Here is a 26,643-nt window from a genome sequence, read left to right as displayed (position 1 = left end):
CTGCGCAAAATGCTATTATTTGTATAGCATTTTGCGCTTTCCCAGAAAGCGCTGGAAGGCAAAATGGCTCACATCTCCCGCATCAGGACAGGCCGCGCGCCGGGGGAATGGACTGCAGCCAAATGCTGCCCGCACCGTGCTCGAGCGCTGGCGCGAGAAACCCGCCTCAGCGCATCTGGAACAGCTCCTGGTGAAAGCGCGCAGGCGAGCGCCCCAGGTGCTCCATGCCCCGGCGCACCGCCTCGGCAAAACCCTGCGGCCCGCAGAACCACACACTCGCCGTCGGGCTGGTGCCTGCCAGCAGCGCTGCCGGTGTCACGGGCCCGGCGTCGTCACTGTAGTGCGTCTCCAGCGTCACGCTGGGCAAGCGGGCGCACAGTGCGGCCATGCGCTCGGCAAAGACGGCCTCACCGGCATGGCGCACACAGTAGTGCAGGTGCACCCGGGGCGCCAGCGCGGGCGTGGACTGCATCGACTCGAGCCAGGCCATGAACGGCGTGGCGCCAATGCCTGCGGCCACCCACACCTGCTCGGTGGCGCTGTCGCTGCGAAAGTCAAAGCAGCCATACGGCCCCTCGATGCTCACCGTCTGGCCCGGCTGCACCTGCAGGGGCAACTGGCCCGTGTGGTCGCCCAACGCCTTGATGGCAAACCGCAGCACGCCATCGCCTTGGTCGGCATTGAGCAGGGTGAAGGGGTGTGCCCCCTCGGCACGGCCAAAGGTGACAAACGCAAACTGACCGGCCGCATGCTTCCAGCCACTGGCGGGGCTGACCTGGCAGACCACCTCCAGCACCCCTGCCCCTTGTGGCGACACGCTCACCACGCACGCTGTATGGCGGCGGCTGCGCCCGATGGCCCCGGCCAGCGAACGCACGGCACACAACACCCCCACCAGCGAGCAAAGGCCCACCAGAACACCTGCCGGCTGTTGCCACCAAGCAGGCGGCGTGAGCACCACGGCATGGAAGGCCAACACCAGGTACACCACGGCCAGCAGCTTGTGGAGGTAACGCCACACGTGGTACGGGAACCGCTGCCACAGCGTGATGACCAGCATGGCCGCCAGGAACCACACGGCCCACTCTCCCATCTCCTCGGCCAGGTGGCGGAAGGTGTTGAGCCACCAGTCAGCGCGCGGCGTGCGCACCGGGCGACCCACCCAGTCGGCCAGGAGGCTGCGCGAGAGCTGCAGCCCGTAGTGCACCAACCCCAGCACAATCGCGCCAATGCCCGCCCACTTGTGCAGGCGGTAGCTCTTGTCCAGGCCACCGAGCGGTTTTTCCAGCCACGCGGGCCGCACGGCCAGCACCATGATCAGCGACATCAGCGCCCAGGCCCCCACCCCGGTAAGCAGGATCAGCTGGTTGCGCCACCACCAGACATCGCCCCATGCGGCCGGCGCAGGCTGGGGCACCCACAGTGCCAGCAGCCACGCTGTGAATGCCAGCGCCAGAGAGCCCCCCAAGACCTTCTTCCACATCACCAGTCCCAACCATTTGTTGCAATGCAGCAACTGTAGAAACCCGCGATGAACGCCACCTGAACGGAGTGTGAAGGGGCGGCAAAGCGTGGCGGCTGGTGCCCGAGGGTTGATCTGCATCAGCAATCTGCGCGGGGGCTGCCCTCCTCGGAGTCAAGTCCGCACAAAACGCGCGAGGGGCCTGCGGGGTGTGGCAGGCACCTCGCCTTCGGGGTAGCCGATGCGGCAGAACATCTGCACGGTGGCGTCCTGCGGCGTGCGCGGCGCGGGCAGCCCCAGCACCAGCTGGTGCACACGCTCGAAGTGCGGGGCCATCTCGGCAAACTCCTGCACGGCCTGGCTCATCGGGTGCATGCCCACACCGAGCGCCGTGGCCTGCAGCTGCTGGCGCACATAGAGGCGGCCGGTGTGGACCTGGTCGCTGCGCGTGTTGGGGCCGGTGATCCACACAAAACCCATGGCCGTGCGGCTGTGCCCTTCAAAGCGGCCCATGGCGCTTTTGTAGGCTGCGCTGCCTTCGATGGGTGGCGCCGAGCGGTCGAACATGCCCAGCGCCGACACCGCGCGCACAAACGGCGAGTTGAGCGAGATGCCGTCGCGGTGCTGCAGGATTTCCCCCGGCCCGACACGCGTGAGGTGGATGCTTTCCATCATGGTGCGCGGCGTGAGCAGCTCCACCCGGGCCGACTCCCAGCACAGCGTGCGCAGGGCGGGCAGCTGGCTGGCGCTGACCGTGCCGCCGACGCCCAGCGGGGCACCGGCCTGGGCACTGCCCAGCAACTGGGCCAACAACTCGGGCGCCACGGGGCGGGTGGTGTCGAAGTCTGTCTTGGGCGTGCGGCGCAGCAGCACCTGGGCGAACAGCGGATCGGGCGCGCCGCCGGGTTGGAGCGTGATGCGCGCCACGGGGCGGCTGTCCCAGTCCTTCAGGGCCATGGGCAACTCACCCTGCGGCCACAGCACTACTTCGCTGGCCACGCCCTGCTGGGCCAGCGCCATCACCAGCAGCTCCAGGAAGGCACCATGGCCGATCAGGATCTGCCGCCCCAAGGGGTCGGTGTGGGGCAGCACCCGCTCGCGGTCAGTGCGCAGGGTGATCACGCCCTCTTCGCGCAGGTCCACCAGCCAGGGCTGCAGGTTGTGCGGGTTGGGCGCGGTGATGGCGTAGGCCACGGCGCGGCGGCGCGCGTCGGTCTCGCCCACGGGGCCTTTCCAGGCCTCGACCGCCTCGGCGGGATAGTGCGAGCCCACGGCGCCACAGGCGGCCAGCGTGCCTGCGGTGGCGGCAGCGATGGTGCCCCCCCCGACCAATCGGATGAAGTTGCGACGGTGCATGACAAGGTTCCTTGGGTGGGTGAATCGGTGGCGGGTTTCAGGCCAAAGCGGCGCGCGGCACCTGCGACGTGACCAGCCCCAGGTCCGCCAGCGCCTGGCGCACGGCCTGGTCGAACGGGGTGTGGGGCTCGTCGCCGATGAGGGCGCGCAGGCGGGTGTTGTCCAGCCGGTGGGGCGTGCCCCACAGGTAGCGCATGGCCGCCAGTGCGGCAAACGTGGGGGCCACCAGCCCCATCACGCGCAGCAGCGGCCACGGCAGCTGGCCCACCCGCAGCGCGCCCGCATCGGGCAACCAGCCCTGTTCTGTCGCAATGGCGGTGAAGCTGTGGAGCCACTGCTGCGCGGTGACGTGGTGCCCCGCGACATGCAGGCATTCAAACGCGGGCAGCCGGTCACGCTCTTGCGCCACGCGCACAAAGCTGCGTGCCAGGTCGGGCAGATAGGCCCACGGCGTGGTCACATCCAGCGGGCCAGGCCAGGTGACGCGGCCCTGCGGCAGGTCCTTGGCGATGGCCTGGTCGATCCAGCTGCCGGTGCCGCTGCCAAAGAAGTCCCCGGCGCGCAGCACGACGGCACGCAGGTCGCCCCCTTGCGTGGCGGCCTGCAGGCGCTGCTCCAGCTGCAACCGCATCCGCCCCTTGAAGCCCGTGGCGGCCTGGGGCGTGTCTTCGCGCAGCACGGGCGGCATGCCTTCACCAAAGTTGTAGACGTTGCCGGGCAGCATCAGCGTGGCGCGCAGCTGGCGCGAGACGGCAATCGCAGCCTCCATCAGCGCGGGGGCCTGCTCGCGCCAGGCCTTGTGCGTGTAGATGGGGTTGAGCGCATGCACCACCACCTGGGCACCTTGCGCCTGGGCGGCCAACGCGGCGATGTCATCCACCGCCACGGGCATCCACCACACACCGGGAATGGCGGGCAGCGCAGGGCTGCGCGCGCCGGGCCGCACCTGGGCAAGCACCTGCCAGCCCGCCTGGGCAAAGGCGCGGGCGGCCGCCAGGCCCAGCCGGCCCCGGGCGCCCAGGATCAGCACGGTGGAGGGGTAGTCCGTGGTGGGGCGAGAAAGGGGATGGGTGGTCATGTCAGGGCTCCATTCACAAGGGATGGAGCGATTGTGAAAACGCAGGCACCGTTACACAATTGCCTAACCATTCATAGCAGCAATGCAAAATTGAATACCTCCAACCGCTCCGCGGTACCCACATTGCAGGCACGCTATCGCCATGAATCAGACCTTTGACTGGAGCCTGGTGCAGTCCTTCCTGGCCGCGCTGGACCAGGGCAGCCTGCTGGGTGCGGCACGTGTGCTCAATGCCAGCCAGCCCACCATTGGCCGCCACATTGCCGAGCTGGAATCGCAGCTGGGGGTGGTGCTGTTCGAGCGCACGGGGCGCGGTTTATTGCCCACCGCCACGGCGCTGCGGCTGGCCGAATCCGCGCGCGCCATGGAGGCCAGCGCCCACCAGCTGGCCCGCAGCGTATCGGGCGCCGAGGAAGGGGTGAGCGGCACCGTGCGCATCACCGCCAGCCAGCCCGTGGCCTGCGCACTGCTGCCGCCGGTACTGGCGCGGATGCGCCAGGTGCTGCCCGAGGTGCAGGTGGAACTGGTGGCCAGCAACCAGGTCACCAACCTGCTGCGCCGCGAGGCCGACATCGCCCTGCGCATGGTGCGCCCCGACCAGGCCAGCCTGGTGGCCAAGCGCATCGGCGCGGTGACGCTGGGCGCCTATGCCCACCGCGACTATCTGCGCCGCAAGGGCACGCCCCGGCAACCGCCCGACCTGCTGCAGCACGAGCTGGTGGGCAACGACCGGCACGAGGACATCCTGCAGGGCTTTGCCGCCATGGGCTACCCGGTGGAACGCCAGCACTTTGCGTTCCGCACCGACGACCTCATGGCCTACTGGGAGGCCGTGCGTGCGGGCCTGGGCATCGGCTTTGTAGGCAACTACCTGGCCCGCACCGACCCCGGCGTGGTGGCCGTGCTGCCCATGCTGCCCCTGCCCGAGCTGCCCATCTGGCTCACGGTGCACCGCGAGATCCGCACCAGCCGCAAAATCCGGGCGGTGTATGACTTCCTGTCGGAAGAGGTGCCAGGGGTGCTTTAAGAACCTGTTCAAGATCTTTTCAGGGTCGCGCAAGCGCCTTGCCGGGATGGGATGCAAGGCGCGGTGCGCAGTTGATAGCTTGGCTATCAACAAGCGCCGCAACGCCGCAGACCGCCCGGCAAGGCACTTGCCCGCAGGGTTGGAGTGAAATCGGGCGATTGGACGCCCCGGCTGCTTGCATGGGCACGAGCCCATGCGGCGCATCCAAGGCATCCACTCATCCCGATTGCACTCCAACGCGACCTCCGAAAAGATTTTGAACAGGTTCTAAGAACCTGTGCGCGGCCACGGTGGCTGCTAGCATCCCATTCCCTTTGTCCACCGCGCCCAAGGAGCCCCGTGATCCATTCCCCCCTTGCCTTGCACTTGCGCTCTCCACACCCGCTGCGGCCCCTGTGCCTTGTCGGCATGGCCCTGCTGTGCAACGCGGCCTCGCCGGCCCTGGCGCAGGACACCTCCCGCATTGCCCGCGTCACCGTCTACCCCGGCAGCGCCACCGTGGAGCGTGTGGCCAAGGTGCCCGCTGGCGCACGCAGCCTCACGCTGGCCTGCCTGCCCGCGTCGCTGGATGCGCAAAGCCTGCAGATCAACGCCGACCCCGCGGTGCGTGTGGGCGAGTTCAATGTGCTGACCGAAGACCGCGACGTGGTGGCGGCCTGCGCCAGCCCGATGGACGGCCGCATCCGCGAGCTGGAAGACCAGATCGCCGGAGTGAAGGCCGAGGCCTCGGCCCTGCAGCTGGTGGACGGCTACCTGCGCAGCGTGGCCAACACCAGCACCAGCGATGAGACGGCCCCAGGGCGCGCCGCCATCCCCACATCCGCGCAGATCGCCGCCACCGCCGACGTGCTGCGCAAGTCCGGCCAGGACAGCTTCACCCGCAGCCATCAGCTCCAACGCAAGCAAGAGGCGTTGCAGCTGGCACTCAAACCCCTGGTGGCCGAGCGCGACCGCGTGGCCAGCCAGCGCGCACGCGTGGTGTCGGTCACCATCAACCTGGCCACCGAGCGCGAGGCCGAGCTGCGCCTGTCCTACCAGGTGCGCGGCCCGGGCTGGCAGCCCACCTACCGCGCCACGCTCGACGCCACCAAATCCACCGTGCTGATCGAGCGCCAGGCGCTGTTGGCGCAGAACAGTGGCGAGGACTGGGGCAACGTGCAGCTGACCCTGTCGACCGGCCAGCCGGGTCGGGCCACGCAGGGCCGCCTGCCGCGTGAATGGACACTGGATGTGGCCCCGCCGCCGCGCCCCATGCCCGCGACGGCCCCCATGATGGCCATGGCCCCACCGGCCCCTTCGCCCGCCGCGCTCGCGCGCAACGCGGTCGAGGAGGACAAGCCCGTCTTCGACGTGAGTGCGATCGACAGGGGTTTCGCCACCGAATTCGCCGTGCCGCAGCGCATCACCGTGCCATCGAGTGGCCAGCGTGTGACGCTGGCGCTGGGCAACCACACGGCCCCGGCCACGCTGATCACCCGCACCGCCCCGGCCGTGGAAGAGGCTGCCTACCTGGTGGCCCACATGGCCCAGCCGCCCGGCGTGTGGCCGGCCGGGCCTGCGGGCCTGTACCGCGACGGCGCGTTTGTGGGCAACGGGCGCATCGACTTCGGCACGCCCAGCGCGGGCGCCCCGGTGGGCAGCACCAGCCTGTCGTTTGGCCGCGATGAACTGGTCACGGTACGGGCCGAGCCCGTGCAGGACCTGACGGGCAGCACCGGCTTTACCGGCTCGCGCACCGAGCGCAAGACGCGCCGCGCCTACAGCGTGGAAAACCGCCACAAGACCGGCATCACGCTGCAGGTGCTGCATGCCGCGCCGGTGTCACGCAACGAGAAGATCGAGGTCGAATCGCGCTACCAGCCCCAGCCCACCGACACGGCCTGGAACCGCACACCCGGCACCGTGGCCTGGCAGCAGGCGCTGGCCGCAGGTGCCACGACGCCGTTCAGCGCCGAGCACACCATCCGGTTCCCCAAGGATGTGGAGCTGCAAGAGCGCCAGTAAATGATGAGGCACCCCCTGAGGCGCTTCGCGCCTTCACCCCTCTCTCGCTGCGCGGGAGGGGGACGCACCCGGTGGCCTGGCAAAGCCAGTTCCACGGGTACGCTGGACTTGTGCGCGCCAGTTTTATACGCCGTGGGTTGCACGAAGCACCGTTGATTGTTGATATGACCCCCAGCTCTCCTTCCGCCCACACACCCGCTCCTCGGCGCCCCACCGTGGCGTTCATGTTTTCTCACCCGGCCCACTTCATCGCCCTGGGTTTTGGCGCCGGGCTGTCGCGCGTGGCGCCGGGCACGGTGGGCACGCTGTGGGCGTGGCTGGCCTACCTGGTGCTGCAGCAGTGGCTGTCGGCGGCCGCCATCGGACTGGTGATCGTGGCGAGCACCCTGGTCGGCTGGTGGGCCTGCACCACCACCGCCCGCAACATGGCAGTGGCCGACCCCGGCAGCATCGTGTGGGACGAGGTGGTGGCCTTCTGGCTGGTGCTGTGGCTGGCGATGCCGATGGGCTGGTGGGGGCAGCTGGTGGCGTTTGGGCTGTTCCGCTTCTTTGATGCGGCCAAACCCGGCCCGGTGGGATGGGCCGACAGCCTGTTCAAGGGCTTTGGCTGGCGCGGTGGCTGGGGTATCTTGTGGGACGACTTTGTGGCAGCCTTCTGTACGCTGCTGGCCATTGCAGTGTGGAGGTTCCTATGACAACCGCATCGCTATCGAATGAAGAGCTACTGGCGCTTGATACATCAGCGCTAGAGGCCAATTTGACACAGATTTCCCTGCAGCTGCTGAAACATAGCCACCTGCTGGCCACCGCCGAGAGCTGCTCGGGCGGCATGATCGCAGCGGCCTGCACCGACCTGGCGGGCTCCAGCCAGTGGTTCGAGCGCGGTTTTGTCACCTACTCCAACACCGCCAAGGTCGAGATGCTGGGCGTGCCCGCCGCCATGATCGAACAGGACGGCGCCGTGAGCGAAGCCGTGGCCCGCGCCATGGCCGATGGGGCACTCACCCATTCCCAGGCACAGGTCAGCCTGGCCGTGACCGGCGTGGCCGGCCCCACGGGCGGCAGCGATGCCAAGCCCGTGGGCACGGTGTGGTTTGCCTGGTGCGTGAATGGCGAAACCCACAGCGAGATGCAGCACTTTGCGGGCGACCGCGCCGCCATCCGCACGGCCACGGTGCGCTATGCACTGCAGCGGCTGCTGGGGTTTTTGCTGGGCTGAGAGCGGCTGAGAGGTCGGCCCGCGCCGGACGGCGCGCGGGCGCGTGCCCGTCTTAGACGCTTCGCGCGCGGCCTGGCGCTTTGTGAAATAGCCGTCAGGCCCATCAGCAACGTGCCCAGCAGCAGCAAGCCCCAGGTGGACAGCGTGGGAATGGCCGCCGCAGCCGCCGCTCCCGCAAAGTTGACCGCAAACACACCTGCCACAACCCCCGCGCTTTGCAGGTTGCCATTGGCGTCGCGCGCACCCGCCACCATCACATCCACTGCCGGGAACACCAGCGCTGCCTTTGCCTGCATGGCGGTGACGGTGCCCGCGACCGTGCCCACAGCGAAATTCTGCGCATAGTGCGTGCTGTCGATCCAGCTACCGCCGGTGGGGGACAGCAAGGCCCCCAGACTCTGGTTGGGGAAGCTCAGCAATGGCGTGCTGGTCATATCCATGGGCTCGCTGTATGCCACGGTCAGGGTGAACACGCCACTGGCAGGCACCCCGCTGCGGATGGTCGCAGCGCTGGGGGCCACACTGCCCACGGTGGGGTTCTTGGTGTCGATGCTGAACACGCCCACCAGCTCGAAGTCGGTGTTCTTGATATTCGTGTCGTCCTTGCGTCCCACGCCGCCGGCCACAATGACGTTGATGCTGCCGAACTGCTCGTCACCATCCGCAATCTTCCAGGTCACCCGGTAGCGGTTGCGCGTCAACCACTCCGAAGTGACGTTGGTCAGGCTCAGCGGCGTGCCACCCGTATTGGTGAACACAAGGTTGGTGCACAGGAAGTTCTGTACCACTCCGTTGGCGCATCCGCCATAGTCGGTGGGGATGTCGTACCGGATGATGAACTCGACGGTTTTGCCGATATCGGCGTCGGTGAGGACGTGGCCCGTGCCTGCCGGATGCACGAAGATGCCGCCGTCGATCGAACCCTTCATGTCAATGACGTGCGTGGGCGGGATGTACGTAATCTCGAACACGTCGGCCTGAAAGCCTGGGGACTGGACCTGGCCCAAGGTATCTTGCGCACCGTTGACCGCCACATCCAATGGGCTCATGTTCAGAACCATGGCAACGGTGTCGTAGTTCTGCCGGAACGTCGTGGCGTCGAGCCAGGTGGATGTGGTCCCCAGGGTCTTCGCCCACCGTGGGAAACGAGATGACCGGATTGACGGTAGTGTCCATGGCGGTGTCGTAGGTCACCGTCAAATGAAAGGCGTCACCGCCCGACACCGGAGAGTCGCTTGGCACGATCGTCAGCACCACCGGAGCCGCCTGCGCAAACGACGCCGCCAGGCACAGGCACCACGACAGCACCAGCCGTACCATCAGCCTGCCCGGCCCCGATGAAAACACGCCTATGCCTACCCCTGCCCCGCCCGTACAGGCCACATTGATCGTACCCACGACTTTCCTTTGATCCACCGGCATCGCCTCTTTCCGCCCCATGCTCCCACGGGGGGCTTGCCGGGCAAGCAGGCATCGCGCGCCTTGTAAAAAACCCTGGGATGCAGAACCCTTGGGGAAGCCAGCCCCCCTGATGGCCCGTGTACACAACAGCCCCATGCGGCGGCTGGCTGGCAGCGGGCGCCCTGGAAATCGCATCCCCGATGGGCCGCTAGTGTAACGGCATGTAATTCAGGGTTGCTCCCATCCGGCAGCCCCTGCGACGGAGCGGCATGTGGGCCTCCCATCGCGGGAACGATGGCTCGCGGGCCGGCGCATCTCCCTGTTGGTCCACCCGCGCTTGCGCCACAGAGGCGCGGTGTAGCATGGGCCCCCCAAGAAGGAGCCCCCATGCACCCCAACGCCCAACCCCTGCAACCCTCCGACGCGGCCCGCAGCGCGTCCGGTGCCATGTTGGACAGCGGGGCCGCTGGCCTGACGCCCCACCAACCGATGGGTGCAGGTCACTCGCGGCGCACACCATGAACTGGTTCCAAGGATTCCTCACCCACCGCATCACCACCTCAGGTGCGGAAATTTTTGTACGCACTGGCGGCACCGTGGGCGCTCCGCCCCTGCTCTTGCTGCACGGCTTTCCGCAAACCCATGCGCTGTGGCACCGCGTGGCGCAGCAGCTGGCACGCGACTACTTCCTGGTCATGCCCGATTTGCGTGGCTATGGCGACTCGTCGCACGCCCCCGGCCTGCCCGACCACAGCAACTACAGCAAACGCGCCATGGCGCAGGACATGGCCGAGGTGATGACCGCGCTGGGCCACAACAGTTTCTACCTGTGTGGCCACGACCGGGGCGGCCGCGTGGCGCACCGCCTGGCGCTGGACCACGCGGCGCGTGTGCGCAAGCTGTGCCTCATCGACATTGCCCCCACGCTGGATATGTACGCCCGCACCGACATGGACTTTGCGCGCGCCTACTACCACTGGTTCCACCTGATCCAGCCCGCGCCGCTGCCCGAGACCATGATCGGCGGCAACGCCCGCGCCTACCTGCACGCCAAGCTGGGCGGCTGGGGCAGCGCAGGCCTGGCCCACATCGAGCCCCAGGCCCTGGCCGACTACGAGCGCTGCTTTTGCACGCCCGAGGCCATCCACACCGCGTGCGAGGACTACCGCGCCAGCGCGGACATCGACCTCGCGCACGACCGCGCAGGCCGCGCCCAGGGCGAGAAGATCGCGTGCGACACGCTGGTGGTCTGGGGAGAGCACGGCGTGGTCCACCGGTTCTTCGATCCGCTGGCACTGTGGCAGGCGCAATGTGCGGGCGTGGTGACCGGCCAGGCCGTGCCCGCAGGGCATTTCATCCCTGAGCAATTGCCCGAGGCCACGGCCAACGCGCTGAGCGCCTTCATGCGCTGACGACCGGTTCCACACCGGCCCTGCAGGGCAATCGCAAGGGCCGGCCGTGCATTTGTTCACGCGGGCCACAACCATCGCCCCCTGAGAGGCAGGCACACGTGCTCCTGCGTTCCTAGAATCCGCCGCTTCGCACGCTGCGAAACCCATCGCGAACACAGCTTTTTTGCGAGCCCCCGCGTTCTGCAGCGCTCTCACCGTGCCTTGCCGATTGCGTGACCATGCCCCCATTTACCGCGACCCAGAACCAACTGCTCACCGAGCACCTGCGCAGCTTTCTGCCAGGCATTGAACCCGAGGCACTGGAGTTGCTGCGCGCCCAGCTGGAGTGGGTGGAGATGCCCGGTGGCAGCACGCTGATGGCCCAGGGCGAGCCCGGCGAGTCGATGTACCTCACGGTGAGCGGCCGACTGCGTGCCTATGTGCGCAGCGATGACGGCAGCAGCGGGCCACAGCGCCGTGTGGCCGACATGGGCCGGGGCCAGGTGATTGGCGAGATCAGCCTGTTCACCGATGCGCCCCGCGCGGCCACCGTGGTCGCCGTGCGCGACTCGGTGCTGGTGCGCCTGACCAAGGACGTGTTCAAGACCCTGCTAGCCAGCAGCGCCCAGGTGTCGATTGCGCTCACGCGCCAGATCATCCAGCGCCTGCAGTCGGGCACCGCAGCCAGCACGGCCGCACAAGAGCGCCCCGTGGCCATGGGCCTGCTACCCATCAGCGCGGGCGTGGACCTGCAGGGCTTTGGCCAAAGCCTGGCGCGCCAGCTCGGCACCATCGGCCGCGTGCGGGTGGTGGACTCCGCCACCGTGGACGCCGAGCTGCATGCCCCCGGCATTGCGCAGCGCGAAGGCGCCGACGCCACGGCCAACCGCCGCATTGCCATGCTGCTCGACGAGATCGAGGCCCGCAACGATTTCGTGCTGCTGCTGGCCGACCCCGAGCCCACCCCCTGGACACGCCGCGTGAGCCGCCACTGCGACGAGTTGCTGCTGCTGGCCGACGCGCAGGCCGAGCCCGCCATCCACCCGATCGAAGAAAACTGCCTGCTGCGCCGCGCGCCCCTGGCCGAGGCCGCCGAGATCCTGGTGCTGCTGCACCCCGAAGGCACCCAGTGCCCACGCGGCACCCAGCAATGGCTGGACCGCCGCCCCGTGGCCGACCATGTGCATGTGCGCCCCGCCCTCGACCGCGACATGGCACGCCTGGCCCGCATCCAGAGCCGTACCGCCGTGGGCCTGGTGCTGGCTGGCGGCGGCGCACGCGGTTTTGCACACCTGGGCATCTACCGCGCATTGCAGGAAGAAGGCGTGGAGATCGACTGCGTGGGCGGCACCAGCATCGGATCGGTCATGGCCGCGTATGTGGCGTCCGACCAGCCGCTGGCGACGGTGATGGCCAACGCCCGCGAGGCATTCCGCACCAACCCCACGGGCGACTTCAACCTGCTGCCGTTGATGTCGCTCATCAAGGGGCGGCGCCTGCGCCACATCCTGCACGAGGCCGTGGGCCGGCTGGTGGGCTTTCCGGCACAGGTGGAAGACCTGTGGAAGAACTACTACTGCGTGGCCACCAACTATTCGCGCGCCAGCGAACACGTGGTGCGCCGAGGCAGCCTGGTGAAGTCGCTGCTGGCCAGCATCTCCATCCCCGGCGCACTGCCGCCCGTGGTGCACGAGGGCGACCTGCTGTGCGACGGCGGCACGTTCAACAACTTTCCGGTGGACGTGATGCGCAGCATGCGCGGCGTCGGCACGGTGATCGGCGTGGACCTGAATTTCCGCAAACCGCGCCGGATCGAGCTGGACGACATGCCCACCAGCTGGGCCCTGCTGCGCGACAAGCTGCGCCCGCGCGCCCAGCGCCGCTACAAGCTGCCCTCGCTGGCCAGCTACCTCATGCAGGTCACCATCCTGTACAGCATGTCGCGCCAGCGCCAGTCGCAACAGCTCACCGACCTGTACTTCAACCCGCCCATGGACCGCGTCGGCATGCTGCAGTGGAACCGCTTCGAGCAGATCGTGCAGCAGGGGTATGCACATGGCATTCAGGTGCTGGACGGGCTTGACGCCACGAGGCGCCGGCGCCTCGGCGGGCTGCGCACCCGCTGAGAACGCACCGCACGGGACGGTCGCCCAAGCGGCGTGCAACGGGCAGGCACCGGTGTAGCATGGGCGCCCTTGAGGAGGAGACCCCATGCACCCCAACGCCCAGACCCTGCAGCGCTTCTACACCGCGTTTGCGCAGCTTGACCATGCCACCATGGCCGCCTGCTACGCGCCCGACGCCACCTTTGACGACGAGGCTTTTTCCCTGAAGGGCCGCGAGCAGGTGGGCGGCATGTGGCGCATGCTGTGCACCGCCACCCAAAAGCCCGGCGCCGCCGAGCACTGGAAACTCACGTTCAGCGGCATTGAAGCCGATGCCAAGGGTGGCAAGGCGCACTGGGAGGCGCACTACCTCTTCAGCGCCACGGGGCGCAAAGTGCACAACATCATCGATGGAACCTTCACCTTTACCTCCGACGGTCTGATTGCCACGCACCGCGACCGCTTCAACTTCTGGAGCTGGTCGCGCCAGGCGCTGGGCCTGCCGGGCGTGCTGCTGGGCTGGTCGCCATCGCTCCGGCGCAAGGTGCGCAGCACGGCGGCGGGAAATTTGAAAAAGTTTTTGGCGCAGGGGTGAGGGTACCGCCCGCTCGCGTGGATGAAGATCTGTTTGCATCAGCAGCCCAACGTGAAGTCAGGAGGGAGATGCGGTTTCAGAGTGCCCCTCCGCACCAGGGTCAGGCACACAACCAACCGGGCAATCAATGCCCAACCCACCAAAAACGCAAAAATCAACTTCTGCGCCAGGGAACGAAGGAAGCCAGAAGAAGAATGAGACCGGTAATTGCGGCACCGGTTGTATTGGCCGTGTGGTCATCGTATCGGACCAACTTGGGATTGTTGGAGACGTAGGTAATGACCACGTCTTGGCGGCTGATCATTTTGTCGACGACCCACGCAGGGACGCCAGATGAAACCTCAACGCGCTCGCTATTTGCCGTCATAAAGTACGTCGTAATACCCTTGCTTTTGTATTCTCTGGGCGTGTTGTCGAAGAACGGACTCTCCTTCTTTCGCTTGAATGTTGTGGTTTTATCAATATAGCTATCGATGGGGGCCAACTGCGCTTTCAGCCCATACAACCGGAAGGCCTTGTTCTCGACATAGCACCCCCAGGACAGGCCAAACATGCCGATGGCGGCCAAAAAACAAACAATACGAACCAACACGATTCACCCCTCATGTTCATCTCATTTCCACTATTAGAAACCGGTTCGGCAGGCTGCGGGGATGCAGCGTGAAGCCATTGCGCGCGAAGCACCTGCCCCCACCCTGAAGACTGCGATGCGCCATGCTGCCTTTAAGGCGGCGCCTTATTCTCCATGCGCTTCCCCACCCTGCTGCGCCCTGGCAGGCGTCACATCGCTTCCCAAGCGATCGATTAGCACCGCACTGGCATCGTTCAAGCCCAGCACCTGCACCGTGCAGCCATGGTGGCGCAGGCGCTGCACCACCTTGTCGAGCGCGGCCACGGCGGTGATGTCCCAGAAGTGGGCGTGCGTCACATCGATGACCACCGCGCGGCCCTCGGCGCCCAGCACGTCAAACGCTTCGATGAACGCGTCGGCCGAGGCAAAAAACACCTGGCCGGACACGCGCCAGGTGCGCTGGCCCAAGGCCGCGGCACCAGCGCCATCGTCGTGATCGGCGCCATCCGCATCGTCATGCACGCGCACCTCCAGCATGCGCGAGACCTTGAACGCAAAGAACACCCCGCTGAGCACCACGCCCACGGCCACGCCAGCCGCCAGGTTGTGCGTGGCGATGGTGACGGCCACGGTGGCCAGCATGGCGGCGCTGGACAGGCGGGGGTGGCGCACCAGGGCGCCCAGCGATTTCCAGTCGAACGTCTCGGCCGACACCATGACCATGATGGCCACCAGCGCGATCACCGGCACCTTGGACACCCAGTCTTTTAGCGCCACCATGAGGATCAGCAAAAACACCCCGGCAAACAGCGTGGACAGGCGCCCGCGCCCGCCGTACTTCACGTTGCCTACGGCCTGGCCGATCATTCCGCAGCCCGCAATGCCGCCGAACAGGCTGGCCGCGATGTTGGCCACGCCCAGCCCCGCACATTCGCGGTTCTTGTCGCTAGGGGTGTCGGTCAGCTCATCGACCACAGCGGCAGTGAGCACCGATTCAAGCAGGCCCACCATGGCAATCGCCAGCGCAGGCAGCAGGATGATGCGCAGGGTTTCGAGCGACACGGGCACCTGCGGCAGTGCGAACATAGGCAACGCATCGGGCAGTTTGCCGAGGTCACCCACCGTGGGCAGGTGCAGCCCCAGCGCCGATGCCAGCACCGTGAGCACCACCACGCAGATCAGCGGTGACGGGATCACGGACAGCGCAGGCCACGCCAGCCGCTGGCCCAGCCACGGCAGGCCGTAGATGAGCACCAGCCCCAACGCCAGCGCGCCCCAGGTCGCCGCGCTGGCGCCCTGCAAATGCGGCAGCTGCGCGGCAAAGATCAGGATGGCCAGCGCATTGACGAAGCCCGTGCGCACCGAGCTGGACACGAAGCGCATCAACACACCGAGCTTCATCAGCCCAAACGCCACCTGCACCGCGCCCGCCAGCAGCCCCGCCGCCAGCAGATAGCCCAGCCCGTGCGACTGGACCAGCGGCGCAGCCACCAGCGCCACCGAGCCCGCCGCCGCAGACACCATCGCAGGCCGCCCGCCGGTGAAGGCGATGACCAGGCTGATGACGAACGAGGCGAAGAGCCCCACGGACGGATCGACACCCGCGACGAAGGAGAAGGCGATGACTTCGGGGATGAGCGCAAACGTGGCCACGGCCCCGGCCAGCAGCTCGCGCGGAATGCTGGGCGCCCATTCGGCGCGCAGGCGGGTCAGGGTGGAAGGGTTCATACGGGGTGCCCTGCAAAAAGCAAAGCGCACCCGGAGGTGCGCTGCGAGGGATTTCAGATCAAAACAGGCTCTATCGCTTATCCATCAAGCGCCAATAGCTATTCGATCAATAGCAAATTACCCAACAAGATCAAGCCCCGTGGCACTTCTTGTACTTCTTGCCGCTGCCGCAGTGGCACGGGTCGTTGCGGCCGGGCTCGGGCGCCTTGCGCACGGTTTCCACGCGCGGGCCCATGCTCTTCCACAGCTGGCGCAGGTCGTACACGGCCCAGATGGCTTCGCCAAAGGCCTCGACACGCGCCTGGCTGGTGCTGGGTGGGCCGTCTTCGTCGTACATGCAGACCTCGGGCTTGCCGGTGTCGTCTTCGGTCAGGGCGACGATGCTGTCCAGCGCGTCGTCCAGCCACTTGGCGGCTTCCTTGTCGCGCGGGGCGGCCCAGTCTTCGGGCCAGTTCTCCACGGCAAACATGAAGCCCAGGGCCCACACTTGGCCGAAGGACGGGATCTCCTGGTCGTCGCCCATTTCGGCGCGCTGCTCGTCGGTCAGGCTGGCCACGGCGCCGCGCATGTCCATCGCTTCGGGCTGGAAGGTGCGGTCGTCGTCCAGCGTCTTCACGTCGGTGTCGAGCTGGGCCACGATCTCGGCCCAGCGGCGGTTCCACAGCTCTAAAAAGCGCGCCTGCTGGGCTGCGTCAGCAAAGGCTGGCAACTGCGGCAGCGGGTCGCCTTCGGCAACATCCAGCTCGGCGCCATCGCCCAGCAGCATGGGCAGGTATTCGGCCGGGGCGATGGGGCGGCGGCTGCAGATCAGCGCGGTCATGAAACCGTCGCAGAACTCCCACTGCGGGATTTCCTCGCCGCGCGAGCGCAGGTCGTCGAGGATGTTGTCGATCTCTTCCAGCTCCTCAGGGCCCAGCGCGGCGGCAGGGGTGCCCGTGGGGTCATCAAGATCGTCGGTGGCGGGGGTGGGGGATGTGGGTTCGGTCATGGGGAGCTCCGGTCGTCAAGCGAGAAAGCGGGGGCGGTAAAACATTGTTTTACTTTTATGATGCGCAGGCCTTGTGCCGTGGCGCTGGCGCAGCGCCAGCACGGCGGCCCGGGGTGGTGCCGGGCCTCAAAAAAGCCGCGCGCAACACGGCAACCCGATAAAAAGGCGGTCAGTGTAGCCCCCTCTCGCACCGCCACCAGAACCAGGACCCCCATGCTCCACCAACTGAACTCCCTGTACCCGGTGCGCTACACGGCCTTTGCGCTGTGCGTTTTCGGGCTGCTGCTGTCGCTGTTTGCGCTGGTGGCCTTTAGCGTGGGGCTGCCTGTGGTGCTGGTGTTCGCCGCCCTGGTGGCCCTGGGCGTGTACGACCTGCAGCAGTCGCGCCACGCCATTCTGCGCAACTACCCGGTCATCGGCCACATCCGCTTCATGCTCGAATATGTGCGGCCCGAGGTGCGCCAGTATTTCATCGAAAGCGACAGCGAGGCCGCGCCGTTCTCGCGCGCGCAGCGCTCGCTGGTGTACCAGCGCGCCAAGGGCGACCCGGACAACCGCCCGTTTGGCACCCACCTGGACGTGGGCGCGCAGGGCTACGAATGGGTCAACCATTCGCTCGCGCCCACACAGCTGCCGTCGCACGACTTTCGCGTGTGGATCGGCGGCAACCCCGATGCACCGTCGCAGTCCGTGGCGCCCTGCACCCAGCCCTACCACGCGAGCGTGTTCAACATCTCGGCCATGAGCTTTGGCGCGCTGTCGGCCAACGCCATCCTGGCGCTCAACCAGGGCGCCCACAAAGGCGGCTTTGCGCACGACACGGGCGAGGGCAGCATCAGCCGGCACCACCGGGTGCATGGCGGCGACCTGATCTGGGAAATCGGCTCGGGCTACTTTGGCTGCCGCAACCCCGACGGCACGTTCAGCGAAGAGCGTTTTGCCGCCAGCGCCACCGAGCCCCAGGTCAAGATGATCGAGTTGAAGCTCAGCCAGGGCGCCAAGCCCGGCCACGGTGGCGTGCTGCCGGGCGCCAAGGTGACCGCCGAGATCGCGGCTGCGCGCGGCGTGAAGGAGGGCGAGGCCTGCATCTCGCCCGCCAGCCACAGCGCCTTCAGCAACCCGGTGGAGATGATGCAGTTCATCGCGCGGCTGCGCACGCTGTCGGGCGGCAAGCCCACGGGCTTCAAGTTCTGCCTGGGCCACCCGTGGGAGTGGTTCGCCATCGTCAAGGCCATGCTGGTCACCGGCATCACGCCCGACTTCATCGTGGTCGATGGCGCCGAGGGTGGCACGGGCGCGGCGCCCGTCGAATTCACCGACCATGTGGGCGCCCCGCTGCAAGAGGGCCTGCTGCTGGTGCACAACACGCTGGTGGGCGTGAACCTGCGCGACCGCGTGCGGATTGGCTGCGCGGGCAAGGTCATCAGCGCCTTCGACATCGCGCGCATGATGGCCCTGGGCGCCGACTGGTGCAATGCGGGGCGCGGCTTCATGATGGCGCTGGGCTGCATCCAGGCACAAAGCTGCCACACCGGCCACTGCCCCACGGGCGTGACCACCCAAGACCCGCTGCGCCAGCAGGCCCTGGTGGTGCCCGACAAGGCCACGCGCGTGGCGCAGTTCCACCGCAGCACCTTGCATGCGCTGCAGGAGCTGGTGCAGGCCGCCGGCCTGCGCCACCCCAAGGACATCACCGCCCACCACATCGTGCGCCGCATCAGCGACACCGAGGTGCGCCTCTTGTCCAACCTCATCACGCGCATGCAACCGGGCGCGCTGCTGGGCCCGCTGGACGCGCAGCACAACGTGTTCCGCCTGTACTGGCCCCTGGCCAGCGCCCACAGTTTTCAGGCCAGCGAACCCGCGATGGAACCGTCCATTCCCCACCATGTGGAGCTGGTGCACGCAGCGGCGGCCGGCACCGCTGCCGTGGTGGCAGGGGATGCCGCCGTATGACGATGGACACCACACCACACACCATCGACTACGGCGCCCTTCTGCAGCAGCAGCTGGCCACGCAGCCCCACAACGTGATGGCCCATGTGCTGGGCGATGAACAGATCTGGATCAAGCGCGCGGGCGCCCCCCACGGCACGGGCCGCTACCGCACCATGGCCGTGTTGGCGGGGCTGCTGCGACTCCCGGTGCTGCGCCCCGTGCCCAACCCCGGCGGCCCCGCCGCCATTGCCACGGAGGTGCAACGCCTGCGCGACCTGGCAGCGCGTGGCATCCGCGTGCCCGTGGTGCTGGCCGCGTTGCCGAATGGTTTTGCCATGCGCCACCTGGGCAACGTGGGTGAGGAAACCCATTCGCTGGGCAACGAGATCGACCACGCCGTGCAGGCGGGTGACACGGCCGCTGTGCTGGCGCTGTGGCAGCAAGGGCTGGACACCCTGGCACAGGTGCATCGCCAGGGCACCTGCCTGAGCCAGGCCTTCGCGCGCAACCTGGTGCGCTGCCCCGATGGCGAGGTGGCCTGCATCGACTTTGAAGACGACCCCGCCGCCGTGCTGCCACTGGCGGTGTGCCATGTGCGGGATGCGCTGTGTTACGCCCACTCCACCGCGATCTACCTGCACACCAGCAGCACGCTGGCCGAGGGGCGCGAGCGCTGGGCGGCGTGGGTGGCGCAGGGCAGCGCGGAGATGCGGGAGGTCTTGGAGATCAGCGTGCGCCGGATGGGATGGATGCGGCGACTGCCCGCAAGCCGCAGGCTGGGGCGGGACTTGCAGCGGGTGCGGGCGGCGTATGACTTGTTGGCATGACAAGACTAGCGCGATGAACGACTACGAGATTTACACCCCCACAGCAGAAGAAGTCCACTCCGGTGTCCTCGGCCGCCGGATGCGGCAGTTCAACTACGGATTTGTTGGCGAATACGGCCAGACGCAGCCAGTGTGGGTGAGCGCACGTGACACCAAGGATGAATTGCTGGGCGGGCTGCGCGGCTTCGTGTTTCTGCAGTGGCTGAATGTGGAACTTCTGTTTGTCGACGAATCGGCCCGGCACCAAGGGCTGGGCCGAAGCCTGCTGGCTACAGCGGAACAGAAAGCCCGCGAGCTGGGTGCGCACAGCGCGACGCTGAGTACCTTTGAGTGGCAGGCGCGGGGCTTTTACCTCAAGCAGGGCTATGAGGAGTTCGGACACATCGACAACTACATCCAGGGCTTTCAGCTGGTGTACATGAAGAAGGTACTCGCACCTTGATGTCGCCGGGCAGGGAGACTGGATCTTCAGAAGCGCTAGACGAACCACAGCCAGATGGCTACGCCCAGACACCCCAGCGAGAGCACAACAAAGGCCCAGTAGAGGCCAGGAATGCCACCGATGGCAGTGAACTTGTTCGCCTGCAACCCCTCCTGTTCAGCGCGTGACAGGGGGTCCACTCCGACAGCCCGACCAGAAGATGGCGGTACAGCCCAGATCGTATGGTCCGACGTTCGCTCAAACTGGCGCGCATCGAATGCAAGGTACGCGAAGAAGCCTGAGAGGACTAGAAAACCCAATGGTCCCATACCGATCCTTCCAGTGACGGCCGCATCAAGCCACTGCAGCGACGGACGCTTCTTCCAGCACCAACTCCGTCGCCACATCCGCGCCCAGGCTCAGCAACCGCTTGCGCATACAAATCACCGCCTTGTCCTTGCTCAGCAAAATCGCCCGGTGAGCCGCCGCCAAGTCAATGAACTTCTGGTCATCCGCGTCCTTGCACACATAGGCCACCTTGGGCGCAATCTCCACCAGCCACGCCTGCGCATCAAACGCTGCCAGCACCTGCGCTGCATCCACCCGGTAGTAGTTCATGCGCTCCACGATGTGTGGATAGTCCAGCACACGCTCCAGTTCGTCGCGCATGACCTGCGTGGCAATCCATGACAGGCGCCCCTGGGCCAGCAGCGTGCGCAACGGCACGGTGCGCGGGTCGCTGAAGATCAGCAGGTCCAGCGCGACGTTGGTGTCCACCACCACGGGGCGCGCGGGCTCGCCCGCCGGGGCCTCGGCGGGCAGGCGCAGTTCAACCCGCATTGCCCGGGCCGTTTTCTGGCGCCGCCTTTGCAGCGCGGTCGCGCACGGCGCCCTTGATCATGTCGAAGCGGAACATGCGGCATTCGATGGGGCCGTTCCACATCGGCACGCGGCGCGACTCCTTCAGACGCATCTTGCCGGGCAGCTTGAGGTCGGGCGTGAGCATCCAGGCCGTCCAGCCGCTGTAGTTCTTCTTCCAGTGGGCGGCCAGCTGGCTGAAGAACTCGCCACCATCATCGGTGTGCGCAGCTTCGCGGCCCACGCTGGCGCCCAGGGCCCGCTCGGCCGCGCGTTCGTTGGCGTTCTGGCCTGCGGCACCGGCGGCGGCAATGCGCTCGCCATAAGGCGGGTTCAGCAGCATCACGCCGGGCTGGTCGCACGGCGGCATGCGCTGCAGGGCGTCGCCACCGCGCAGTTGCACGGCGTCGGCCACGCCCGCACGTTCGGCATTGCGCTGGGCAAAATCGACCATGCGGTGGGCCACATCACTGCCAAATATGGGCACAGCGCTTGTCTGTATTGCGCCTTCAGCTTCGTTTTTAATAGCAGTCCAGACATGGGCCTGGAACGGCAGCAGTTTCTCGAACGCAAAGCGGCGCAGCATGCCCGCCGGGATGCGGCAGGCGATCTGCGCGGCCTCGATGGCGATGGTGCCGCTGCCGCAGCAGGGGTCGTACAGCGGCTGGGGGTTGTCACCGTGCGGGTCCCAGCCGCTGGCGGCGATCATGGCGGCGGCCAGGGTCTCCTTCAGCGGGGCATCGCCCTTGTCCTCGCGCCAGCCACGCTTGAACAGCGGCTCGCCGGAGGTGTCGATGTAGATGGTGGCTTCTTCCGTGGTCAGGTGCAGGTGGATGCGCACGTCGGGCCACTGCGTGTTCACATCGGGGCGCACGCCGCTTTTGGCGCGAAACCGGTCGGCCACGGCGTCCTTGACCTTGAGGCCCGCGAAGTTGAGGCTCTGCAGCGGGCTGTGCTGGGCCGTCACCTCGACCTTGAAGGTCTGGCGCGTGGTGAACCAGATCTCCCACGCCACGTCGCTGGCGGCGGCATACAGGTCGTTTTCAGAGCGGTACGGGCGGTGCGCCAGCTGCACCAGCACGCGCTGGGCCAGGCGGCTGTGCAGGTTGAGCAGCAGCGCCTCCCGCCAGGACGCGCGCAGCAGCACGCCGCCACGGCCGACCAGCAGGTCTTGCCCCGTGAGGCCGGTGATGCCATGCACCTCGTCGGCCAGAAAGCCCTCCACACCGGCGGCGCAAGGGAGAAAAAGTTGGAGTTGATTCATGACGTTGGTGAGGATACGCGCTCGGAAAGTGCGTGTGAATCCGGCGTGCCCGCACGGGCCAGCAGCAACTGGCGGATGGAGTCCGGGATCGGCGCCACCTTGCGGTCGGCCTTGCCGATGAAAACGATGCCGATCTTGCCGCGCGCCACCTCGCGGCCCGAGGTCTTCTCGGTCATGCAAAAGACCAGGTCAAACCCATAGCGGTTGAAGTCCGCAGGCGCCATCTCCACGCGCATGGTCTCGCCATGGAAACCTTCAGACTTGTACTGCGCCACGATGTCGCCGACCACGATGGACAGCCCACCCACATCGGCCTCGGGGTAGCCCAGCGACTGGAAGAAGCGCACCCGCGCTTCAGACACGAGGCTCAGCAACTGCGCGTTGTCCAGGTGCCCGCCCTGGTTGACGTGGCTGATGTAGATCTGCATTTCGGTGGTGAATCCGAAGTGCGGGGGAAGGTCGAAGACGATGCGGGCCATGGCGGGGCGGCGGGTAGTAAAAAGACAATTGAACGGAAACACACAACCGGGCGCACACCCCTGCGTGCCCCTCTGCGAGTGGACCTACAGCGCCTTGCGCAGGTTGGCCGGCGCGATCTTGAGCGCCTCGCGGTACTTGGCTACGGTGCGGCGTGCGCATTCGATGCCCTGCTCCTTGAGCATCTCGGCGATCTGGCTGTCGGACAGCGGCTTGGCGGGGCTTTCTGCGGCCACAAACTGCTTGATGAGCGCGCGCACGGCGGTGCTGGATGCGTTGCCGCCGGTCTCAGTGCCCAGGCCCGAGCCAAAGAAATACTTCAGCTCATACGTGCCAATCGGCGTGGCCATGTATTTGGCGGTGGTCACGCGGCTGATGGTGGATTCGTGCAGGCCCAGTTCGTCGGCAATGTCGCGCAGCACCAGCGGGCGCATGGCCAGCTCGCCGTGGGTGAAGAAGCTTTTTTGCCGCTCCACGATGGCGCGCGAGACGCGCAGGATGGTGTCAAAGCGCTGCTGGATGTTCTTGATGAACCAGCGCGCCTCCTGCAGGCGCTGCTGCATGCCCTGGTGCCCTTCGCCGCCCTTGTGGCCACGCAGGGCGCCGGCATAGATGTCGTGCACGCGCAGGCGGGGCATCACGTCGGGGTTGAGCGCGACGATGAAGTTGTGCTGGCCGTCACGGCCGTTGGCGCGTCCGGCTTTGCGCACGATGACGTCGGGCACGATGATGTTGCGCTCTACATCGGCAAAACGGCGGCCGGGGCGCGGCTCCAGCCGGGCAATGAGGGCCATGGCGGCGCGGGTGCGTTCCTCGCCGTCGCCACACAGCTGCGTCAGGCGGCGGATGTCGCGGCGGGCCAGCATCTCCAGCGGCTGCTGGCACACGCGCAGTGCGGTCTGCACGGTGTCGGGGTCGATCTCACTGTCTTCGTCCGCAGCCAGGGCCTTGAGCTGCAAGGTCAGGCATTCGGCCAGGCCGCGCGCGCCCACGCCGACGGGCTCCAGGCTCTGTAGCAGGCGCTGGGCGACGGTGAAGCGGTGCACCAGTTCCTCGATCTGCTCCAGGTCGTCGGGCCCGGCCAGGCAGATGGCCAGCTCTTCAAGCGGTTCTTCGAGGTAGCCGTCGTCGTTGAGCGATTCGATAAGAAAGCGCAGCGCGGCGCGGTCGATCTCAGACAAGCGCAGCGCCAGCGCCTGGCGGTGCAAAAAGGCGGTCAGCGATTCGTGCGAGCGGGCCAGTTCGGTTGCATCGGCCTCGTCGCCTTCGGAGTCGTTGCGGTTGCGGGCAGGCGCATCGCCGCCCCACTCGGCGTCGTTGGGCGCCATCTCTACCGTGCCGTCACCGCTCCAGTCGGGTTCGTCGGCACCCGCACTCGGCGTTTCAGCATCATTTTGGCTCTCAGCGCTTGTACTGCTTGCGCTGGTAGCTCCTGAAAAAATAGCATCATCGGCGCTGTACTCATCGGGCTGCGCGGGCGTGTCGGCGGCTTCGAGGCCAAACTCCTCGCGCGGAGCTTCGTCGGCATTGCGTTCGAGGAACGGGTTTTCGTCGAGCATCTGCTCGACTTCCTGCGAGAGTTCGAGCGTGGACAACTGCAGCAGCCGAATGGACTGCTGAAGCTGGGGGGTCAGTGCAAGATGCTGCGAGACGCGCAGCGAGAGTCCAGGCTTCATCACATGCGGAAATGTTCGCCCAGGTACACCCGGCGCACTTCGGCGTTGTCCACGATCTCGGACGGCGTGCCCTGGGCCAGCACTCGGCCATCGCTGATGATGAAGGCGTGGTCGCAGATGCCCAGCGTTTCCCGCACGTTGTGGTCGGTGATGAGCACGCCGATGCCGCGCGCCTTCAGGAAGCCGATGATGCGCTGGATCTCGATCACGGCGATGGGGTCGATGCCCGCAAAGGGCTCGTCCAGCAGGATGAAGCGCGGTTGCGTGGCCAGGGCCCGGGCGATCTCGACACGGCGGCGCTCACCGCCCGACAGCGCCATGGCGGGCGAGGCACGCAGGTGGTCCACGCGCAATTCTTGTAGCAGGGCCGTCAGGCGCTCTTCGATGGCGTCGCGCGCGAGTGGCTGGCCGTCCTCGCCACGCTGCAATTCCAGCACGGCGCGTACGTTCTCTTCGACCGTGAGTTTGCGAAAGATCGAGGCTTCCTGAGGCAGGTACGACAGGCCCAAGCGCGAACGCCGGTGGATGGGCATGTGGGCCACCGAATGGCCGTCGATGCGGATATCGCCCTCGTCACTGCGAACCAGCCCTACGATCATGTAGAACGAGGTGGTCTTGCCCGCGCCGTTGGGGCCCAGCAGCCCCACGACCTCGCCCTTTTGCACCACCAGCGACACATCCTTGACCACCTTGCGGCTGCCATAGGACTTGGCCAGGTGCTGCACCTCCAGGCGGCTGCCCATCTGGGAATCAGGCCCCAAGCGGCTGCCCGCCTGGGCGTCAGGTCCGGTACTCACGACAGGCCCACTCACTTGGCGCCGCCGCCAAGGCTGTTGCTGGGGCGCAGTGCCGGTGCCGGTGCCGAGGCAGAGGGGGCCGCCTCGGGAGCTGCCGCTGCAGGCGGCGGGTCTTTGGGTGCCAGCACGGCGCGCACTCGGCTGCCGGGTGCGGGGGCATCGCCTGCGGCGTTGGTGGTGGTGCGCTTGCCGTCCACCGAGAACACGTCGGTCAGATTGTTGTAGACGATCACGGCACCCGTGATTTCGTCGCTGAGCACCGCACCCCGGTAGCGGCGCAGCTCGGCACGGGTGATGAAGCGCACGTTGTCGGCCTTGCCGTCGTACTCGATGACCTCGCTCTCGCCTTCGATGAACTCGTCGGGTGCGCCAGCCAGGGTGTCGCGTTTTTGCCGGAAGAAGGCGCGCTTGCCGGGTTCGGCCGTGACCACGCCGTACTGGTAGCCGTCGGCGTCTTGGCGCACATCCAGCCGCGCACCGCGCAGCACGATGGAGCCCTTGGTCATGACCACGCGGCCAGAGAAAACGCTGGTCTGCTTGAGTTCATCGTGGCGCAAAGCGTCCGCCTCGATGTTCATGGGCTTGGCGCGGTCGGCCTTTTCGGCGTGGGCCACACCCAGGGTGCAGGCCAGGGCCGCGAGCAGGAGGATCGGAAGGAGGCGATGGTTCATAGGGCACGAATCTTGCAATCATTGTAGCCACCCCGTCGCATTCCTCCATGAAAAAAGCCCGCAAGTGCGGGCTTTAACCAAGAGGACGGGGCGGTCGGCAGAAAACCGTCAGCCTTTGCGGGCCACCGCCGCCAGATGTTCCACCACCTGCAGCACGTTTTGCATGTTGCCGGCCATGGTGCCATCGGTGTAGAACTTGCCAGCCACGCCCATCGACGGCACGCCCTCTACGCCGTAGGCATCCTGCAGTTGCGACGCACGGCGAACCTGGTTGGACACAGTGAACGAGCCGTAGATTTCCTTGAACTTGGCGGCATCCACACCCTGCTGGGCCATCCAGGCAAAAATTTCATCGTCCTTGGCCAGCTTCTGCTTTTCCACATGGATGGCACGGAAAACCTTGGCATGAAGGGCTTCGAGCTTGCCCATGCCTTCCAGGGCGTAGTAGAGCTTTTGCTGCGGCACGAAGCTCGCGTTGAAAGCCACGGGCATGCGGCGGATGGAGAGGTCCTTGGGAGCAGCCTTCACCCATGCATCGAGCGTGGGCTCAAAGGCGTTGCAATGGGGACAGCTGTACCAGAAGAACTCGATCACATCGACCTTGCCCGCAGGCGCATCGGGCGCCACGGGCTTGTCCAGCCGCCGGAAGTCCTTGCCCTCCTTGAACTGGCGGGCCTGCGCCAGCGCGGGGGTGGCCACTGGCAGCGTCAGGGCGGAAGCAGCAACCGCCGAAGCGGCGGACAAAGAAAACTCACGGCGTTTCATGACAAAGACTCTCCTGTTACAGGT

Annotated in this window: 25 protein-coding genes; 11 read left to right on the top strand and 14 right to left on the bottom strand. The window is 66.8% G+C overall.

The annotated features are described in order from the left end of the window. Nucleotides 1-166: 166 nt before the first annotated feature. The 3 genes from ASE39_RS22225 to ASE39_RS22215 form a co-directional block, all read right to left on the bottom strand. Nucleotides 167-1,483 (bottom strand): ferric reductase-like transmembrane domain-containing protein, encoded by a 1,317-nt coding sequence (locus tag ASE39_RS22225; RefSeq protein WP_057272575.1) that lies wholly within the window; start codon nt 1,481-1,483, stop codon nt 167-169. A gap of 153 nt (nt 1,484-1,636) precedes the next feature. Continuing rightward, complete coding sequence (locus ASE39_RS22220) at nt 1,637-2,818, bottom strand: hypothetical protein (protein ID WP_057272574.1); 1,182 nt, start codon at nt 2,816-2,818, stop codon at nt 1,637-1,639. A gap of 37 nt (nt 2,819-2,855) precedes the next feature. Continuing rightward, nucleotides 2,856-3,896, bottom strand: a complete 1,041-nt coding sequence (locus ASE39_RS22215; protein WP_057272573.1) for an NAD-dependent epimerase/dehydratase family protein — start codon at nt 3,894-3,896, stop codon at nt 2,856-2,858. A 142-nt stretch (nt 3,897-4,038) separates the two neighbouring features. Here ASE39_RS22215 and ASE39_RS22210 point away from each other — a divergent pair, with 142 nt between their 5' ends. From ASE39_RS22210 to ASE39_RS22195, 4 genes are all read left to right on the top strand, one after another. After that, the gene (locus ASE39_RS22210) at nt 4,039-4,923 is read left to right on the top strand and encodes a LysR family transcriptional regulator (RefSeq protein WP_057272572.1); all 885 of its coding nucleotides are present in this window, start codon (nt 4,039-4,041) and stop codon (nt 4,921-4,923) included. Between the two features lie 339 nt (nt 4,924-5,262). Next, the gene (locus tag ASE39_RS22205; protein WP_242421534.1) at nt 5,263-6,927 is read left to right on the top strand and encodes a DUF4139 domain-containing protein; all 1,665 of its coding nucleotides are present in this window, start codon (nt 5,263-5,265) and stop codon (nt 6,925-6,927) included. 164 nt (nt 6,928-7,091) lie between these two features. Next, entirely contained in the window at nt 7,092-7,622 is a 531-nt protein-coding gene (locus ASE39_RS22200; RefSeq protein WP_029414328.1) for a phosphatidylglycerophosphatase A, read from the top strand. Then, a complete protein-coding gene (locus tag ASE39_RS22195; protein WP_057272570.1) occupies nt 7,619-8,146 on the top strand; it encodes a CinA family protein in 528 nt (175 codons plus the stop codon). Before ASE39_RS22200 ends, ASE39_RS22195 begins: the two co-directional genes overlap by 4 nt. On the opposite strand, the gene ASE39_RS22190 is transcribed toward ASE39_RS22195, so the two are convergent. Continuing rightward, a complete protein-coding gene (locus tag ASE39_RS22190) occupies nt 8,107-9,195 on the bottom strand; it encodes an IPTL-CTERM sorting domain-containing protein (protein ID WP_158004268.1) in 1,089 nt (362 codons plus the stop codon). The genes ASE39_RS22195 and ASE39_RS22190 overlap by 40 nt on opposite strands. 739 nt (nt 9,196-9,934) lie before the next feature. Between ASE39_RS22190 and ASE39_RS27320 the strand changes: the two genes are divergently transcribed. The 4 genes from ASE39_RS27320 to ASE39_RS22175 all read left to right on the top strand — a co-directional run bounded on the left by ASE39_RS27320 (nt 9,935) and on the right by ASE39_RS22175 (nt 13,638). Continuing rightward, nucleotides 9,935-10,069 (top strand): hypothetical protein, encoded by a 135-nt coding sequence (locus tag ASE39_RS27320; RefSeq protein ID WP_282434135.1) that lies wholly within the window; start codon nt 9,935-9,937, stop codon nt 10,067-10,069. After that, on the top strand, nt 10,066-10,959 hold the full coding sequence (locus tag ASE39_RS22185) for an alpha/beta hydrolase (protein WP_057272568.1): 894 nt from the start codon (nt 10,066-10,068) through the stop codon (nt 10,957-10,959). Before ASE39_RS27320 ends, ASE39_RS22185 begins: the two co-directional genes overlap by 4 nt. A 218-nt stretch (nt 10,960-11,177) precedes the next feature. Then, a complete protein-coding gene (locus ASE39_RS22180; protein ID WP_057272567.1) occupies nt 11,178-13,064 on the top strand; it encodes a cyclic nucleotide-binding and patatin-like phospholipase domain-containing protein in 1,887 nt (628 codons plus the stop codon). Nucleotides 13,065-13,149: 85 nt separating this feature from the next. Next, the gene (locus ASE39_RS22175; protein ID WP_057272566.1) at nt 13,150-13,638 is read left to right on the top strand and encodes a nuclear transport factor 2 family protein; all 489 of its coding nucleotides are present in this window, start codon (nt 13,150-13,152) and stop codon (nt 13,636-13,638) included. A 154-nt stretch (nt 13,639-13,792) separates the two neighbouring features. Here ASE39_RS22175 and ASE39_RS22170 read toward each other — a convergent pair whose 3' ends face one another. The 3 genes from ASE39_RS22170 to ASE39_RS22160 form a co-directional block, all read right to left on the bottom strand. Continuing rightward, complete coding sequence (locus ASE39_RS22170; RefSeq protein ID WP_140426857.1) at nt 13,793-14,230, bottom strand: hypothetical protein; 438 nt, start codon at nt 14,228-14,230, stop codon at nt 13,793-13,795. A 144-nt stretch (nt 14,231-14,374) separates the two neighbouring features. Beyond that, complete coding sequence (locus ASE39_RS22165; protein WP_057272565.1) at nt 14,375-15,937, bottom strand: SulP family inorganic anion transporter; 1,563 nt, start codon at nt 15,935-15,937, stop codon at nt 14,375-14,377. Nucleotides 15,938-16,067: 130 nt separating this feature from the next. Further along, the gene (locus tag ASE39_RS22160) at nt 16,068-16,925 is read right to left on the bottom strand and encodes a YecA family protein (protein ID WP_057230008.1); all 858 of its coding nucleotides are present in this window, start codon (nt 16,923-16,925) and stop codon (nt 16,068-16,070) included. Between the two features lie 213 nt (nt 16,926-17,138). On the opposite strand from ASE39_RS22160, the gene ASE39_RS22155 reads away from it, so the two are divergent. From ASE39_RS22155 to ASE39_RS22145, 3 genes are read left to right on the top strand one after another with little or no spacing between them, the layout of a single operon-like run. Then, nucleotides 17,139-18,881: an FMN-binding glutamate synthase family protein gene (locus tag ASE39_RS22155; RefSeq protein ID WP_057272564.1), complete on the top strand. Its 1,743-nt coding sequence runs from the start codon at nt 17,139-17,141 to the stop codon at nt 18,879-18,881. Beyond that, nucleotides 18,878-19,690, top strand: coding sequence for a hypothetical protein (locus tag ASE39_RS22150; protein ID WP_057272563.1), 813 nt, complete (start codon nt 18,878-18,880; stop codon nt 19,688-19,690). Before ASE39_RS22155 ends, ASE39_RS22150 begins: the two co-directional genes overlap by 4 nt. 13 nt (nt 19,691-19,703) lie before the next feature. Further along, a complete protein-coding gene (locus ASE39_RS22145; protein WP_057272562.1) occupies nt 19,704-20,132 on the top strand; it encodes a GNAT family N-acetyltransferase in 429 nt (142 codons plus the stop codon). A gap of 333 nt (nt 20,133-20,465) precedes the next feature. Here ASE39_RS22145 and ASE39_RS22140 read toward each other — a convergent pair whose 3' ends face one another. The 7 genes from ASE39_RS22140 to ASE39_RS22110 form a co-directional block, all read right to left on the bottom strand. Next, nucleotides 20,466-20,951 carry a putative toxin-antitoxin system toxin component, PIN family gene (locus ASE39_RS22140; RefSeq protein ID WP_057272561.1) on the bottom strand — a complete coding sequence of 162 codons (486 nt, stop codon included), beginning with the start codon at nt 20,949-20,951 and terminating at the stop codon, nt 20,466-20,468. Beyond that, a complete protein-coding gene (locus ASE39_RS22135; RefSeq protein ID WP_057272560.1) occupies nt 20,941-22,233 on the bottom strand; it encodes a THUMP domain-containing protein in 1,293 nt (430 codons plus the stop codon). Before ASE39_RS22135 ends, ASE39_RS22140 begins: the two co-directional genes overlap by 11 nt. Continuing rightward, entirely contained in the window at nt 22,230-22,712 is a 483-nt protein-coding gene (locus ASE39_RS22130) for a thioesterase family protein (RefSeq protein WP_057272559.1), read from the bottom strand. The genes ASE39_RS22135 and ASE39_RS22130 overlap by 4 nt, the downstream gene beginning before the upstream one ends. Nucleotides 22,713-22,796: 84 nt before the next feature. After that, nucleotides 22,797-24,386, bottom strand: a complete 1,590-nt coding sequence (locus ASE39_RS22125) for an RNA polymerase factor sigma-54 (RefSeq protein ID WP_057272558.1) — start codon at nt 24,384-24,386, stop codon at nt 22,797-22,799. After that, the gene (gene lptB / locus ASE39_RS22120) at nt 24,386-25,129 is read right to left on the bottom strand and encodes an LPS export ABC transporter ATP-binding protein (protein ID WP_057230024.1); all 744 of its coding nucleotides are present in this window, start codon (nt 25,127-25,129) and stop codon (nt 24,386-24,388) included. The genes ASE39_RS22125 and lptB overlap by 1 nt, the downstream gene beginning before the upstream one ends. 65 nt (nt 25,130-25,194) lie before the next feature. After that, nucleotides 25,195-25,854, bottom strand: a complete 660-nt coding sequence (gene lptA / locus ASE39_RS22115; protein ID WP_057272557.1) for a lipopolysaccharide transport periplasmic protein LptA — start codon at nt 25,852-25,854, stop codon at nt 25,195-25,197. A gap of 108 nt (nt 25,855-25,962) precedes the next feature. After that, entirely contained in the window at nt 25,963-26,619 is a 657-nt protein-coding gene (locus ASE39_RS22110) for a thiol:disulfide interchange protein DsbA/DsbL (protein ID WP_057272556.1), read from the bottom strand. Nucleotides 26,620-26,643: the final 24 nt, after the last annotated feature.

The organism is Acidovorax sp. Root267, assembly GCF_001429215.1.
GTDB classification, from domain to species: Bacteria; Pseudomonadota; Gammaproteobacteria; order Burkholderiales; family Burkholderiaceae_C; genus Acidovorax; species Acidovorax radicis.
Note: the sequence above shows the minus strand (reverse complement) of the source record. Positions and strands in the feature narration are given on the sequence as shown.

Bases quoted from the DNA above. Each gene is read 5' to 3' on its own strand.
- ASE39_RS22225 (WP_057272575.1), bottom strand. From the start codon at position 1,483: ATGTGGAAGAAGGTCTTGGGGGGCTCTCTGGCGCTGGCATTCACAGCG.
- ASE39_RS22220 (WP_057272574.1), bottom strand. From the start codon at position 2,818: ATGCACCGTCGCAACTTCATCCGATTGGTCGGGGGGGGCACCATCGCT.
- ASE39_RS22215 (WP_057272573.1), bottom strand. From the start codon at position 3,896: ATGACCACCCATCCCCTTTCTCGCCCCACCACGGACTACCCCTCCACC.
- ASE39_RS22210 (WP_057272572.1), top strand. From the start codon at position 4,039: ATGAATCAGACCTTTGACTGGAGCCTGGTGCAGTCCTTCCTGGCCGCG.
- ASE39_RS22200 (WP_029414328.1), top strand. From the start codon at position 7,092: ATGACCCCCAGCTCTCCTTCCGCCCACACACCCGCTCCTCGGCGCCCC.
- ASE39_RS22195 (WP_057272570.1), top strand. From the start codon at position 7,619: ATGACAACCGCATCGCTATCGAATGAAGAGCTACTGGCGCTTGATACA.
- ASE39_RS22190 (WP_158004268.1), bottom strand. From the start codon at position 9,195: ATGAGCCCATTGGATGTGGCGGTCAACGGTGCGCAAGATACCTTGGGC.
- ASE39_RS27320 (WP_282434135.1), top strand. From the start codon at position 9,935: ATGCACCCCAACGCCCAACCCCTGCAACCCTCCGACGCGGCCCGCAGC.
- ASE39_RS22185 (WP_057272568.1), top strand. From the start codon at position 10,066: ATGAACTGGTTCCAAGGATTCCTCACCCACCGCATCACCACCTCAGGT.
- ASE39_RS22180 (WP_057272567.1), top strand. From the start codon at position 11,178: ATGCCCCCATTTACCGCGACCCAGAACCAACTGCTCACCGAGCACCTG.
- ASE39_RS22175 (WP_057272566.1), top strand. From the start codon at position 13,150: ATGCACCCCAACGCCCAGACCCTGCAGCGCTTCTACACCGCGTTTGCG.
- ASE39_RS22165 (WP_057272565.1), bottom strand. From the start codon at position 15,937: ATGAACCCTTCCACCCTGACCCGCCTGCGCGCCGAATGGGCGCCCAGC.
- ASE39_RS22160 (WP_057230008.1), bottom strand. From the start codon at position 16,925: ATGACCGAACCCACATCCCCCACCCCCGCCACCGACGATCTTGATGAC.
- ASE39_RS22155 (WP_057272564.1), top strand. From the start codon at position 17,139: ATGCTCCACCAACTGAACTCCCTGTACCCGGTGCGCTACACGGCCTTT.
- ASE39_RS22150 (WP_057272563.1), top strand. From the start codon at position 18,878: ATGACGATGGACACCACACCACACACCATCGACTACGGCGCCCTTCTG.
- ASE39_RS22145 (WP_057272562.1), top strand. From the start codon at position 19,704: ATGAACGACTACGAGATTTACACCCCCACAGCAGAAGAAGTCCACTCC.
- ASE39_RS22140 (WP_057272561.1), bottom strand. From the start codon at position 20,951: ATGCGGGTTGAACTGCGCCTGCCCGCCGAGGCCCCGGCGGGCGAGCCC.
- ASE39_RS22135 (WP_057272560.1), bottom strand. From the start codon at position 22,233: ATGAATCAACTCCAACTTTTTCTCCCTTGCGCCGCCGGTGTGGAGGGC.
- ASE39_RS22130 (WP_057272559.1), bottom strand. From the start codon at position 22,712: ATGGCCCGCATCGTCTTCGACCTTCCCCCGCACTTCGGATTCACCACC.
- ASE39_RS22125 (WP_057272558.1), bottom strand. From the start codon at position 24,386: ATGAAGCCTGGACTCTCGCTGCGCGTCTCGCAGCATCTTGCACTGACC.
- lptB (WP_057230024.1), bottom strand. From the start codon at position 25,129: ATGGGCAGCCGCCTGGAGGTGCAGCACCTGGCCAAGTCCTATGGCAGC.
- lptA (WP_057272557.1), bottom strand. From the start codon at position 25,854: ATGAACCATCGCCTCCTTCCGATCCTCCTGCTCGCGGCCCTGGCCTGC.
- ASE39_RS22110 (WP_057272556.1), bottom strand. From the start codon at position 26,619: ATGAAACGCCGTGAGTTTTCTTTGTCCGCCGCTTCGGCGGTTGCTGCT.